Annotated in this window: 6 protein-coding genes; all 6 read left to right on the top strand. The window is 67.2% G+C overall.

The window, feature by feature from the left end; translation table 11 throughout:
• Positions 1-145: 145 nt before the first annotated feature.
• The gene (gene rpsL / locus ASF40_RS17785; protein ID WP_018171438.1) at positions 146-514 is read left to right on the top strand and encodes a 30S ribosomal protein S12; all 369 of its coding nucleotides are present in this window, start codon (positions 146-148) and stop codon (positions 512-514) included.
• A gap of 5 nt (positions 515-519) precedes the next feature.
• Positions 520-990: a 30S ribosomal protein S7 gene (rpsG, locus tag ASF40_RS17780; protein ID WP_056117669.1), complete on the top strand. Its 471-nt coding sequence runs from the start codon at positions 520-522 to the stop codon at positions 988-990.
• A 94-nt stretch (positions 991-1084) separates the two neighbouring features.
• The gene (fusA, locus tag ASF40_RS17775; protein WP_056371404.1) at positions 1085-3199 is read left to right on the top strand and encodes an elongation factor G; all 2115 of its coding nucleotides are present in this window, start codon (positions 1085-1087) and stop codon (positions 3197-3199) included.
• 158 nt (positions 3200-3357) lie between these two features.
• Positions 3358-4551, top strand: a complete 1194-nt coding sequence (tuf, locus tag ASF40_RS17770) for an elongation factor Tu (RefSeq protein WP_056371402.1) — start codon at positions 3358-3360, stop codon at positions 4549-4551.
• 178 nt (positions 4552-4729) lie between these two features.
• Positions 4730-4948 carry an Rv0909 family putative TA system antitoxin gene (locus tag ASF40_RS17765; protein WP_056371400.1) on the top strand — a complete coding sequence of 73 codons (219 nt, stop codon included), beginning with the start codon at positions 4730-4732 and terminating at the stop codon, positions 4946-4948.
• A 331-nt stretch (positions 4949-5279) separates the two neighbouring features.
• Positions 5280-14996, top strand: a complete 9717-nt coding sequence (locus ASF40_RS17760) for an LPXTG cell wall anchor domain-containing protein (protein WP_056371398.1) — start codon at positions 5280-5282, stop codon at positions 14994-14996.
• Positions 14997-15048 lie beyond the last annotated feature (52 nt).

The following is a 15048-nucleotide window of genomic DNA, read 5'->3' as shown; positions in this document are numbered from 1 at the left end:
ACGGCATACCCACCAACGAAAAGCGTGTCAGTCATTCTGGCGCGTCGGTGGGTCCGCGTGAGCCCGCAGCGTCACGAATCGCAAGATCCGGATGCCGCGGGGGAGACCACGACGCTGTCACCGTGCAGCACAACAAGGAGAGAACGTGCCAACCATTCAGCAGTTGGTTCGCAAGGGTCGCTCGCCCAAGGTCTCGAAGACCAAGGCGCCGGCGCTCAAGGCGAACCCGCAGCAGGCGGGTGTCTGCACCCGTGTGTACACCACCACCCCGAAGAAGCCGAACTCGGCGATGCGCAAGGTCGCCCGTGTCAAGCTGCGCAACGGCACCGAGGTCACCGCGTACATCCCCGGCGAGGGCCACAACCTGCAGGAGCACTCGCTCGTGCTCGTCCGCGGCGGTCGTGTGAAGGACCTCCCCGGTGTCCGCTACAAGATCGTCCGCGGTGCGCTCGACACCCAGGCAGTCAAGAACCGTAAGCAGGCTCGCAGCCGCTACGGCGCGAAGAAGGGCTGAGAAAGATGCCTCGTAAGGGACCCGCCCCGAAGCGCCCCGTCGTCAACGACCCGGTCTACGGCGCTCCGATCGTCAGCCAGCTCGTCAACAAGATCCTCGTCGACGGCAAGAAGTCGCTCGCCGAGTCGATCGTGTACACCGCCCTCAAGGGTGTCGAGGCGAAGAACGGCCAGGACGCCGTCGCCACGCTCAAGAAGGCGCTCGACAACGTGCGCCCCACCCTCGAGGTCAAGAGCCGCCGCGTCGGTGGCTCGACCTACCAGGTGCCGGTCGAGGTCAAGCCTCACCGCGCCAACACGCTCGCCCTGCGCTGGCTCGTGAGCTACGCCAAGGGTCGTCGTGAGAAGACGATGACCGAGCGCCTCCAGAACGAGATCCTGGACGCCTCGAACGGCCTCGGTGCCGCGGTCAAGCGCCGCGAAGACACCCACAAGATGGCCGAGTCGAACCGCGCCTTCGCGCACTACCGCTGGTAAGCCGCTTCGACAGGCTCAGAGACCGGTTCGCCGGTCCCTGAGCCTGTCGAAGGGCCGCCCGCCCAGAACCACCTTCAACAGCTAAGGACACCCCGTGGCACAAGAAGTGCTCACCGACCTCAACAAGGTCCGCAACATCGGCATCATGGCGCACATCGATGCCGGCAAGACGACGACGACCGAGCGCATCCTGTTCTACACGGGCGTCAACCACAAGATCGGCGAGACGCACGACGGCGCTGCCACCACCGACTGGATGGAGCAGGAGCAGGAGCGCGGCATCACGATCACGTCGGCCGCCGTCACGTGCTTCTGGAACAAGAACCAGATCAACATCATCGACACGCCCGGCCACGTCGACTTCACGGTCGAGGTCGAGCGGTCGCTGCGCGTCCTCGACGGCGCGGTCGCCGTCTTCGACGGCAAGGAGGGCGTCGAGCCCCAGTCCGAGACCGTCTGGCGTCAGGCGGACAAGTACGACGTGCCCCGCATCTGCTTCGTCAACAAGATGGACAAGCTGGGCGCCGACTTCTACTTCACGGTCGACACCATCGTCAACCGCCTGAAGGCCAAGCCGCTCGTGCTCCAGCTGCCCATCGGCTCGGAGAGCGACTTCGTGGGCGTCATCGACCTCGTCGAGATGCGTGCACTGGTGTGGCCCGGCGACGCCAAGGGCGACGTGACCATGGGCGCCAAGTACGAGATCCAGGAGATCCCGGCCGACCTCGCCGACAAGGCCGCGGAGTACCGCGAGATCCTTCTCGAGACGGTCGCCGAGTCCGACGAGGAGCTTCTCGAGAAGCACTTCGGCGGCGAGGAGCTCACGGTCGCCGAGATCAAGGCCGCGATCCGCAAGCTCACCATCGCCTCGGAGCTCTACCCCGTGCTCTGCGGCTCGGCGTTCAAGAACCGCGGCGTGCAGCCGATGCTCGACGCCGTCGTGGACTACCTGCCGTCGCCCCTCGACGTCCCCGCCATCGAGGCGAAGGACCCGAAGGACGAAGAGGTCATCATCGAGCGTCACGCCGACCGCGACGAGCCGTTCGCGGCGCTCGCGTTCAAGATCGTCACGCACCCCTTCTTCGGTCGCCTCACCTACATCCGCGTCTACTCGGGTCACCTCGACTCGGGTGCCCAGGTCGTCAACGCGACCAAGGGCAAGAAGGAGCGCATCGGGAAGATCTTCCAGATGCACGCCAACAAGGAGATGCCGGTCGACTCGGTCACCGCCGGTCACATCTACGCGGTCATCGGCCTGAAGGACACCACCACCGGTGACACCCTGTCCGACAGCGCCAACCAGGTCGTCCTCGAGTCGATGACGTTCCCGGAGCCGGTCATCGAGGTCGCCATCGAGCCGAAGACCAAGGCCGACCAGGAGAAGCTGGGTCTCGCGATCCAGAAGCTCGCCGAAGAGGACCCGACGTTCCGCGTCGAGCAGAACGCCGAGACCGGCCAGACGGTCATCAAGGGCATGGGCGAGCTTCACCTCGACATCCTCGTGGACCGCATGAAGCGCGAGTTCAAGGTCGAGGCCAACGTCGGAAAGCCCCAGGTCGCGTACCGCGAGACGATCAAGAAGACCGTCGAGCGTCACGACTACACGCACAAGAAGCAGACCGGTGGTTCGGGTCAGTTCGCGAAGATCCAGTTCGCGCTCGAGCCCCTCGAGGTCACGGCCGACAAGACGTACGAGTTCGAGAACAAGGTCACCGGTGGCCGCATCCCGCGCGAGTACATCGAGCCGACCAACCAGGGCTTCCAGGACGCCATGAACGTCGGCGTGCTCGCCGGCTACCCCATGGTGGGCGTGAAGGCCATCCTCATGGACGGCGCGTCGCACGACGTCGACTCGTCCGAGATGGCGTTCAAGATCGCGGGCTCCATGGGCTTCAAGGAGGCCGTCCGCAAGGCGAACCCCGTCATCCTCGAGCCGCTCATGGCGGTCGAGGTGCGTACTCCTGAGGAGTACATGGGCGACGTCATCGGCGACCTGAACTCGCGTCGTGGCCAGATCCAGTCGATGGAGGACGCCCAGGGGGTCAAGGTCGTCCGCGCGCTGGTCCCGCTGTCCGAGATGTTCGGATACATCGGCGACCTGCGCTCGAAGACCTCGGGCCGTGCCGTGTACTCGATGGAGTTCGACAGCTACGCCGAGGTTCCTCGCAACGTGGCCGACGAGATCGTCCAGAAGGTCAAGGGCGAGTAACCCTTTTCCGTCGGGATGCCTCGGTGACGCGGCATCCCGACGGCACAACTTCACACAGAATCAACAGAACCGTCTCTACTAAGGTGGAGATATCCCCGTAGACGACCGGCGCACACCAGCGCCCGGAACCTCTACACGAACGTCCTGAGGAGGACCCAGTGGCTAAGGCCAAGTTCGAGCGCACCAAGCCGCACGTGAACATCGGAACGATCGGTCACGTCGACCACGGCAAGACCACGCTCACCGCCGCAATCTCGAAGGTGCTCGCCGACACGTACCCGTCGGCCACCAACGTGCAGCGCGACTTCGCGTCGATCGACTCGGCTCCCGAGGAGCGTCAGCGCGGCATCACGATCAACATCTCGCACGTCGAGTACGAGACCCCGAAGCGTCACTACGCCCACGTCGACGCCCCGGGTCACGCCGACTACATCAAGAACATGATCACCGGTGCCGCTCAGATGGACGGCGCGATCCTCGTGGTCGCCGCCACCGACGGCCCGATGGCTCAGACGCGTGAGCACGTGCTGCTCGCCAAGCAGGTCGGCGTGCCCTACCTGCTCGTCGCGCTGAACAAGTCGGACATGGTCGACGACGAGGAGATCCTGGAGCTCGTCGAGCTCGAGGTTCGCGAGCTCCTCTCGTCGCAGGACTTCGACGGTGACAACGCTCCGGTCGTCCGCGTCTCGGGCCTCAAGGCTCTCGAGGGCGACGCCGAGTGGACCGCGAAGATCCTCGAGCTCATGGAGGCGGTCGACGAGTCGATCCCCGACCCGGTGCGTGACAAGGACAAGCCGTTCCTCATGCCCATCGAGGACGTCTTCACCATCACCGGCCGTGGCACGGTCGTCACGGGCCGCGCCGAGCGTGGCACGCTGGCCATCAACTCCGAGGTCGAGATCGTGGGTCTGCGCCCGACGCAGAAGACGATCGTCACCGGTATCGAGATGTTCCACAAGCAGCTCGACGAGGCCTGGGCCGGCGAGAACTGCGGTCTGCTCCTGCGCGGCACCAAGCGTGACGACGTCGAGCGCGGCCAGGTCGTCGTGAAGCCCGGTTCGGTCACCCCGCACACCAACTTCGAGGGCACGGCGTACATCCTGTCCAAGGAGGAGGGCGGCCGTCACAACCCGTTCTTCACGAACTACCGTCCGCAGTTCTACTTCCGCACCACCGACGTCACCGGCGTCATCACGCTGCCCGAGGGCACCGAGATGGTCATGCCCGGCGACACCACCGACATGACGGTCGAGCTGATCCAGCCGATCGCCATGGAGGAGGGCCTCGGCTACGCCATCCGTGAGGGTGGCCGCACCGTCGGCGCCGGCACGGTCACGAAGATCCTCAAGTAAGGTTCTTCGGCGCAACTGCTGCGAGAAGCCCCCGGGAGTGATCCCGGGGGCTTCTCCGCGTCTGCGGGGCGTCTGAGATGCGCACGCGACTGACCGTGCGCAAAGGGGTTCCGCCGCAGCATCCGTCCCGACAGGATGGGTCTGGGCGCCTCGCCGGGGGGTGCGCGAAGGAGCGAGCATGGGCGGTTTCGACGACCTCGTCAACCAGGGCAAGGGCCTGTACGAGCAGAACAAGGACAAGATCGGCGAGTTCCTCAAGTCCGAACAGGCCGAGGACATCAGCGACAAGGTGCTCGACGGCGCCTCAGGTCTCGCCAAGAAGGTCGTGCCGGAGGAGCACCACGACACGGTCGACGACGTCCGCGGGAACGTCGACGGAGCAGTCGGCAACCAGTAGCGGAATCATCGAGAAGCGGCCCGGGGAGACCCGGGCCGCTTCGTGTTTCCTGGGGTGATCGTGATCGGCGCGTGAAGATTGAGACTTGACGTCCCGCCCGAAGCGCCGATAGCTTGACCGTGGGCTACGTGCGTCCGGTGCGACTGGGGAGTTAACACCGGATGGGAACGCACACTTGGGGAGTCCGACCGGGAAATTCGGGGTCCCCTTGAGCTGACATCAGCGAGAAGGGGAAACCTTGATGTCTGGGCACTGGGGAATTGACGGTTCGGCACGCTCGGGAGTGCGGCGGAGGCTTCGGGAGGCGCGTGAGCGCGACCGCAAGCTGACGATGAGGCACCGGTGGTACGCCGGTGGAATCGCGACGCTGCTGTCGGGCGCGCTGATCTTCACGGGGGTCACTCCGGCGATCGCGGAGGTCGTTCCGACGCCCACGCCGTCGACCGAAGCGACGACTCCTCCGGAGGAATCGACTCCTCCTGCCGAGGAGACGCCGGCTGAGCCGGCACCGTCCGACCCGGCGCCCGCCCCGGCCGAACCCGCGCCCGCGGAGCCCGCTCCGGCGCCGTCGGAGGAGTCGACCGATCCGCCCGCGGATGAGACGCAGAGCGACGAGTCGAAGACCGACCAGTCGCAGTCGCGCGTGGCGCCGTCGACCGAGGACGCCGGCGTCGGCGTTCTCTCGGTGCCTGAGCCGGGTGCCGGCCAGGCCGTGATCACGGTGAAGGTCGGATCCGACCGCACCGGGATCACCGGCGTGACGAACCTCATGGGCGTCGTGCTGCTGCTCAACACGGGCGTGAACTCGCCGAGCGGGACCCGTCCCGACGGCGTCGCCGGCACGGCTGACGGATGGGCCAAGTGCACCTCCGACGCCGACGGCGACTGTTCGTTCGTCGTGCCCAACACGGGCAACAACGGCGCGAACCGCGACGCCCGCTACTGGGTCGTCCAATCGAGCGTCCCGTCCGGCTACTACATGAACCCCGTGCTTCGCGTCGGTGGGGCGAGTGGCGCCGGTTCGCAGTTGGCCTACCAGTTCCGCACCGGCTCGCTGCTGCGCGCGGGCAACACCTACTCGTCGCAGAACGCGAACGACTTCATGCTGGCTTCCGGCGACGCGGACAACGCATCGGGCGGCATCTGGCAGCAGTCGCGCAACAACCCCACGCTCGCCCCGGCGTGTGGTCTGGACGTCGCGCTGATCCTCGACATCTCGGGCTCGGTCGGCGACGCGCTCCCGAACCTCAAGCAGGCTGCCAACACCTTCGTCGACGCGCTGCAGGGAACGCCCTCGCGCATGTCACTGTTCTCGTTCTCATGGCAGACGCCGGGCGCCGGCGCGTCGCAGAACTACCCCGACCTCGTGTCGGTCTCGACCGCCGGCCAGGGGACGACCTTCAAGAACCGGTACTCGGGCTGGACGTCGTCCGGCGGCACCAACTGGGACCGCGGTCTCGGCATCGCGGCCTCGTCGAACACCGGCGCGAACAAGTTCGATGTCGCGGTGATCATCACCGACGGCAACCCGACCACCTACAACCAGCCCTACCAGGGCAGCGGCAGCGACAACCGTTTCCGTGAGACCGAGAACGGCGTCTTCTCTGCCAACGCGCTCAAGGCCGCAGGCACCCGCGTCCTTGCGTTCGGCGTCGGCGCCGGTGCGACGGGCGCGAACAACGCGCTGAACATCCGCGCCATCTCCGGCCCGACCGCGTACACCGGCAGCAACGGCGCCGTCGCGGACTACTACCAGACGGCCGATTACAGCGCCGTCGGCGCGGCGCTCCGCAACCTCGCGCTCGGCAACTGCCAGGGCAACCTCACGGTCACCAAGCAGATCGTTCCGAACACCGCTCCGGCGGGCTCGATCGCGGGCGCCACTCCCGCGGGCGCCGGCTGGCAGTTCGCCGGTGTCTCGAACACCGCGGGTGTGACCACGCCCACGGCGAACCGCACCACGACCGCCGACGGCACCGGCACCGTGACCTACCCGCTGAACTTCGGCGGTGGGATCACGCAGGGCAACATCACGGTCACAGAGACGCAGCAGACCGGCTTCACGCTCACGCAGGTGAACGGGGCGAACGCCGTCTGCAAGAACCTCAACACGAACGCAGCCGTGGCGGTGACCAACCAGGGCGCGCTGGGCTTCGCTGTGAACGTGCCCAGCACGGAGGCTGTCAACTGCATCGTCTACAACCGGGCACCGAGCCCCGAGGCCGACATCACGGTCACAAAGAAGTGGGTCGTCAACGGCACCGCGTACGCCAACGGCGCGCAGCCGGGCGGACTCACCTCGCAGCTGAGCCTCACGGGTCCCGGCAACGCCACCGCCACGCCCCAGGGATGGGGAGTCACCCGCGGCGGCTACACGCAGGGCAACTCGACGACCCTCACCGAGACGGTCGGACTGATCGACCCGCAGCTGTGCACCAATGACGCCCGCGTGACCGAGGTCAACGGCGCGTCGATGAACACCGCGTTGGGCTCGGGCTACCAGGTCGCGCTGAGCCAGGAGCACAACACTGCGACGATCACCAACAACGTGACCTGCCGCAGCACTCTGACCCTCGTCAAGCAGGTGCAGGGCGGCAACGCTCAGGCGTCGTCGTGGACCCTCAACGCGCAGAGCACCGACGTCCCCGCGCCGATCGCCTTCGCGCCCGGCACCACCGGCGTCAAGCACGACGTCACGCCGGACGCCCGCTACCAGCTGTTCGAGACGAACGGCAGCCCGCTGTACGCGCAGACCGACAACCGCACGAACCTGCAGTCGAACCCGCTCTCGAGCGGCTCGGCCACCTGTATCCAGGTCGACGGCAACGGCAACCCGGTGCAGGGAAGCGGCTACTCGGACGGCATCAACGGCGGTGTCAACGTGCCGCTCGGCTACAACGTGCGATGCACGCTGGTGAACCAGACCGCTTCGCTGACGCTGCTCAAGCACGTCGTCAACGACAACGGCGGTTCGGCGGAGGCCGACGACTGGAAGCTGACCGGAACGCCGGCGATCCTCGCCGGGCTGTCAGCGACCACGGTGGACGGTTCTGAGACGCCGGTCGCCGAAAGCACCTTCCAGGTGCGCCCGCGTCACACCTACACGCTGACCGAGTCGAGCGTGGCGGGCTACCAGTTCCAGAAGCTGCAGCAGCTGGTGAACGGGTCGTGGGTCGATGTCGTGGCCAGCGCCGACCCGAACGGGTACCCGCGCCAGAACGGCCAGGGCAACTGGATGGTCCAGGTCGCCGGCCTCGACACGCCGGTGTACCGCTTCGTCAACGACGACGTGGCGCCGAAGCTGACCCTCGTCAAGGAGGTCGTCAACAACAACGGCGGCACCGCGGCCAACACCGCATGGACACTCGAGGCGAACACCCCCGGTGGCCCGAGCCTCAGCGGCGTGACGGGCACTCCGGCGGTCTCGAACCAGAACGTCAAGGCCGGCGTCGTCTACACGCTCTCGGAGTCGGTGATCGCCGGCTACGACTGGACGACGCTCTCCTGCACGGGCTACGCGAACACCACCAAGGACAGCCCGACGCTGACCCTCAAGCCGGGCGACAACGTCACATGTACCTTCACCAACGACGACAAGCCGGGCAAGCTCACGCTCGTCAAGGTCGTCGATGACAGCAACGGCGGCTCCGCGGTCCCGAGCGACTGGAACCAGAAGCTCACGGCCAAGCGTGGCCAGGACGCGACCCTGACGTTCAACCACAACGAGACGAAGGATGTCCCGGCGGGCGTCTACACGCTCAACGAGATCAACCAGATCACCGGCTACGAGTGGACGAACCTCGTCTGCTCGACCGGCGGCACCTCGCTGCAGGACAAGACGGTGACGGTCGCCAACGGCGCGAACGTGACCTGTACCTTCACCAACCGCGCGATCAAGCCGACGCTGAACCTCGTCAAGATCGTCGACAACAAGAACGGCGCCGGCTCTGCCATGCCCGACCAGTGGACGCTCACGGCGGCCGCCCAGGGGCAGACCTCGGTGACGGGGCAGGGAACGGCATCCGGAGCGGTCATGCCCGGAGCGGAATATACCCTCTCCGAGAGCCAGAACGTCTCCGGCTACACCGCCGGCGACTGGAGCTGCTACATCACGGGCAGCGACCCGCGGGTGGCGTTCCCGGTCGACGACGACGTCGTGGTTCCGGTGGTCGGCAAGAACGTGACGTGTGAGATCACGAACACCGCGATCCCGGCCGAAGGCGGCATCGTCAAGAAGGTGCGCGCCGGCTCGCCGCAGCAGATCGCTGCCGGCCCAGACGCGGGCAAGTGGCAGATCGTGTACGACATCACGGTGACCAACCAGTCGCGCACGTCGACGCTCTTCTATTCGCTCACCGACGCGCTGCAGCTGGGTGCGGGCATCACCGCCTCGTCCGCCGCCTGGACCGGCCCGAACGGGACCAGTGGCCCGTTCACGCTGCCGGCCGGGACCGCGACTCTCGCGACCAACGCGTCGCTCGCACCGCAGACGAACGTGAACCAGCCGCTGGCGACCCACGTCTACACGGTGACGGTGATCGCCGATGTCGCGCCGAGCGCGGCAGGCGCGACCTCCTCGGTCTGCACTTCGACCGAGCCGAAGCGCGCGTTCCTCAACACCGCGACGCTGACGGTCGACGGCAAGCCGACGACGGTGCAGGACTGCGCCCAGCCGGTGTTCCCGACGATCGTCAAGGTGGGGACGAACCCGGCATCGCAGAACCCGGATGCCTCGTGGAACATCCAGTACACGGTCACGGTCGGCAACCCCAGCGCCACCACGGCGCTGCAGGCCACGCTGAGCGACGCGTTCCCCGCGGCTCCGGCCGGCTGGACGCTCGACCCGAACAGCTGGACGGTGACCGCGGTCGGCAGCGCGCCGGCTCCCGCGGCGTCGCCCTACGCACCCGGGTCGGCGACGATCTGGGCCGGCACGCTGCCCGCGAACACGAGCTACGCGTACACCGTGACGGGCAAGCTCGTGCCCTCGACGTCGGCGACCTCGATCGGCGACTGCGCGGCTGAAGCGGGCCTCAAGAACAAGGCGACCGTCACCTCAGGCCAGGTGGTGAAGGATGCCACGGGCTGTGTGTCGATCGTGCTCCCGCCGGTGACGGTCGTGAAGTCGAACGCAGGCGTCGTGACGCAGATCTCGCTCACCCAGTGGGAGATCCTGTACGACGTCACCGTGCAGAACTCGAGCCAGACGACGGCGACGGTCTACACCCTGACCGACACCCCGCAGCCGGGCGCGGGCTGGACTGCCGACCCCTCCAGCGGATGGGTTCCGACGGCTGACCAGCCGCCCGTGCCGGCACCGAACACGCCGATCGCGGCAGGCGCATCGCACACGTTCAAGTACCGCATGGTCGTGAACCGCAACGCGCAGGTCGAGAACCCCTCGCTGACGTGCGACCTCTCGAACGGCGGCGGCTTCTTCAACCGGGCGACGGTGACGTTCCCGGGCGGGACCGCGACCGACACCGGCTGCGCGACTCCGGGAACCCCGACCATCGTGAAGACCGGCAAGCCGGCGACCGCGAACGAGGACGGCACCTGGACGATTTCGTACGAGGTCGCGGTGTCGAACGCCAGCGGGAAGACGCTGTACTACTCGCTGACCGACACGCCGCCGGCCGCGCCGGCGGGCACTGCGCTCTCGAACTGGAAGGTGACGGGGCCGAACGCCTCGGCCGCATGGCCGACGCCGAACGTCATCGCGGCGCAGTCGATCGCGAATGGTGCGACGCACACGTTCACGATCACGGCGACGGTCACCATCACGGGAACGCTCAGCCCGGTGGCGAATGCCTGCGGTGAGGGCACCGCGACAGGTGTCGCGATCGTCAACACGGCGACGGTGACCAACGGCGTCAGCACCACGAACGACGACGGCTGCACCTCGGTCAACCCGCGGCCTGTCCAGATCGAGAAGTCGGACGGCGTCGTCTCGCAGGGTGTCGACGGCATCTGGGCGATCGAGTACGAGGTGACGGTGTCGAACCCGAACCCCCTCCCGAGCGTCTACACGCTGACCGACGCGCCGCAGTTCGACGCAACGAGCTTCGAGATCCTCACGCAGGGCTGGGAAGGCTCGCCGGACACCACCGACGTGCCGATCGCAGCGAATGCGACGGGAGCGGACGCCCACGTGTACACCTACGTGGTCACGGCCAAGTCGAAGATCGATCCGGTTCCGCCCTCGGGCCTGCGCTGCACCGAGAACGGCGGTGGCTTCTTCAACGTGGCGACCGTCACGTTCCCGGGAGGCAGCGACAGTGACAGCGGTTGCGCGATCCCGGCGAAGCCGACGGTGCAGAAGACCGCGCGCGAGTCGGTCCAGAACACCGAGACCGGTAAGTGGACGCTCAGCTACGAGGTGTCGGTGACCAACGGCACCGGTGTCGACCTCTGGTACTCGATCACCGACACTCCTGACGTCCTGCCTGCGGGCGTGAGCGGCGGAGAGTGGGCGGCGACCGGGCCGGTGGCCACCGGCGGCGGTTCGGGAACGCTGAACCCGGCGTGGGATGGCGACGGAGTCGTGCAGTTCGCGACGGGACTGATCCCGACCGGTGCCACGCACACCTACACGGTGTCGCGCACGGTATCGGTCGCGGCATCCGTCGAAGACTCCGCCCTCGACTGCGAGAACGAAGGCGGCGGCATCTGGAACTCGTCGACCGTGACCAACGGCGTCGGCGGGAACACCAGTGAGGACTGCGCCCAGATCGACCGTCCGACGGTCGACATCGCCAAGACGGTGACCGGCACGAAGCAGCTCGAGGACGGAACGTGGGAGATCACATACGACGTCGTCGTCACGAACTCCTCGACCACGCTGGCGGCCGTGTACAGCCTCGACGACACCCTCGAGTTCGGTGGTGACATCGAGATCGTGGATGCCTCGTGGACCGGTCCCACCGGACTCGGCGACTTCGCCGGGCCGGCCTGGAGCGCCACCCTGGCGACCGACCAGGTGCTTGCGCCGAAGGTCGACGCGGCCGGTGTCGACACCTACACGGTGACGGCGCACGCGAACATCGACGCGGAAGCGTGGGACGGCGACACCCTCGTCTGCAAGGACGACGAGGGCCCGTCGGCCGGCGGCTTCCTCAATGTGGCGACCGTCACGGTGAACGGCGAGGCGATCCCCGCCGACGACTGCTCCGAGCCGAAGCTGCCCACGTTCCAGAAGATCGGGGTCTCGGCCGCACAGGACGAGGACGACGCCTCGAGGTGGCTCGTGACATACGAACTCCGGGTCACCGGCAGCGGTTATGACACGTTCTACTCGCTGTCCGACACGCCGGCGTTCGCTCCGGGGATCGACGTGATCTCGGGTGTGGCGCAGCGGACCGACACCGACCCGGTGGGTACTCCCATCCCGGTGACGGCCGGCACGGACTTCGTGACCGACGAGCCGCTCGGCGCGACGGACGAGCCCCACGTGTACACGATCGCGTGGCTCGTCGACATCTCCGACACGTTCGACCCCGATCTCGCAGCCTGCGAGGGCGAGGGCACCGGATTCTTCAACACCGCGGTGCTGTCGATCGGTGAGATCGAGATCCCCGGGGAGGACTGCATCCCGGTCGAGGAGCGCGTCTACCCGGTGCCGACGAAGACCGTGACGTCGACGACCCAGGACCCCGAGACGGGTGACTGGACCATCGTCTACGAGATCGACGTCACGCTGGCCGGTGAAGGTCCGCAGAACCCGAAGGGCTTGTCGGCCGAGTACGACCTCACCGACACCCTCGAATTCGGCGGCGACATCAACATCGGCAGCGCCGAGTGGGAGTTCGACGGCACGTCGCACGACTTCGCGGGACCCGATTCGACCGAGACGCTCGCGAACGACCGGACGATCGACGCGGGTGAGACCCACACCTACACGGTGACGGTCGTGGCCTCGGTGACAAAGGAGGCGATCGACGGTCGCACCGACTGCATCAGCGGGGAGGGCCCGGAGGCCGGCGGCTTCCTCAACACCGCGCTGCTGACGTCGGGTGGCTCCGAGACGCCGGTGGACGCCTGCTCCGAGCCGGTCTTCCCGACGATCGAGAAGCACGGCGGCCAGACGACCGACAACGGTGACGGGACGTGGGACATCGAGTACATCGTCACGGTGAGCTACCCGGTGTCCGACTCCGACCCGCTGCCCGAATCGGTGGCCTATGACCTGACGGACGCCCCGGCGCTGCCGGCGGGTGTCGAGCTCGACGGTGACTGGCACGCCGAGGCGTGGACCGGCGTCACCCCCGACCCGACCAACCCGACGTGGAACGGCTCAGGCACGTGGACGGTCGTGGACGACGGCGAGCTCACTCCCGAGAACAAGGTGCACACTTACCGGGTGTTCGCGACGGTCGAGGTCGCGGAGCCGCCGGCGGGCGCGCCGCAGGCGTGCCGCGACACCGAGTCCAGCGGCATCCTGATCCCGAACGTCGGGACGGTCACGTCGGGCGAGTACGTCAAGTCCGACGACGGCTGCCAGGTCGTGCACTACGACGACGTCAAGATCGAGAAGACCGCCTCGAACCTGCCCGAGGAGGGCAGTGTCGAGCCGGGTGACATCTTCACCTACGAGCTCACGGTGACGAACCTGGGCACGCGAGTCGCGAAGAACGTCGTCGTGACGGACCCGATCCCGGATCGTCTCGAAGTCACCGGCATCGAGCTGCCTGCGGGCTGGGTCAACGACAACTCGCCCAACCTGGTCGATGAGAACGGTGAGCTCAGTGTGAGCACTCCGACTCTCGCGGTCGGCGCATCGGCGACGATCAAGGTGAACGTCACGTTCACCGAGGTCGAGGGGGATGTGATCGACGTCGGCACCGGCGAGCCGCCGGCAACGCCGGCGGCGATCGAGGAGTTCGTCAACACGGCGTGTGTCGAGGCCGACATCGACGCTGTCGAGTCGAACAACTGCGACACGAACGAGATCCCGGTCCGCGACATCTCCGTGATCGTCTACACCAAGTGCGTGGGCGACGCCCCGTTCCTCGGGTGGTCGGTCTCGAAGTCGCAGACGCTGCTCGCCGAACCGATCGACTTCTTCTGGGAGCCGGTCAACCCCGACGTCAAGCCGACCACGACGCCTGCGAACGTCACTCTCTCCCAGCCGGGCGGGACCCTGACGTGGGCTGACGAGATCTCGTGGCCCGGTGCGGCATTCACGCCGTCCGGCATCTCGATCGACTACCCCGGATGGCGCGCCATCGAGGTGACCGACATCGTGCCGGGCTCGAACCCCACGCAGTACTACCTGCCGGGAACGAGCAACGTCATGACGCCGGCGCAGCAGGCCGAGTTCATCTTCAACGGCCTGATCCTCGACCCGAGCGAGCTCGACTTCGCCTGGCGCGGCAACACCGAGGTCACGCTCTCGGTCAACCCGAGCGAGACGTTCTCGACCTCGTACCCACCGGCGACGCCCGAGTGCTTCGTCGCACGCCACACCGAGGTGCAGATCGAGAAGACGGCGAGCGTCGAGAAGACCGAGCCGGGCAAGTCGTTCAGCTACACGCTCGACGTGGCGAACGTGAGTGACGACGCCGCGGCGGAGGGTGTGGTCGTGACCGACCAGATCCCGGCCGACATCAAGATCACCGAGGTGAACTGGACCGGCAAGGGCGACGCCGACGCGTTCCCGAACTGGCAGTCCTGCGAGGTGACGGGTCAGAACGGCTCCGGCTACGGCGGCACGCTCACGTGCGTGCTGTTCGGACCCCTGCAGCCGATCAACTCCGACAACGGCGGTACATCGGTCGCTCCGCGGATCACGCTCTCGGCGACGGTGAACCCGGCGTCGAAGGCGAACACGATCAACAACATCGCGGTGGTGGATTACCACACGTTCGGTGACCCGGATGACCCGGGCCGCGATTCGGACGACGCCACCGTGCTGCTGTCGTCGCTGCCGGCGACGGGTGGAAGCCCGATGCTGCCGATCATCCTGCTCGGCCTGGTCGTGATGCTCACGGGCGCTGCCGTGGTCGCGGTCTCGCGCCGCCGACGCGGAGAGGTCAAGCCGACGCTGTGATCCCTGGAGAGGGCGGGCATCCCCCAAGGGCCCGTCCTCTCCAGCCGCCCGG

The sequence above is a fragment of the Microbacterium sp. Leaf288 genome, assembly GCF_001422925.1.
Taxonomy (GTDB): domain Bacteria; phylum Actinomycetota; class Actinomycetes; order Actinomycetales; family Microbacteriaceae; genus Microbacterium.
This window is presented reverse-complemented; position numbering and strand designations above follow the sequence as displayed.

What these genes read in the sequence shown, in the direction of transcription:
- ASF40_RS17760 (WP_056371398.1), top strand. Translation starts at nt 5,280, where the DNA reads ATGAGGCACCGGTGGTACGCCGGTGGAATCGCGACGCTGCTGTCGGGC.
- rpsG (WP_056117669.1), top strand. Translation starts at nt 520, where the DNA reads ATGCCTCGTAAGGGACCCGCCCCGAAGCGCCCCGTCGTCAACGACCCG.
- ASF40_RS17765 (WP_056371400.1), top strand. Translation starts at nt 4,730, where the DNA reads ATGGGCGGTTTCGACGACCTCGTCAACCAGGGCAAGGGCCTGTACGAG.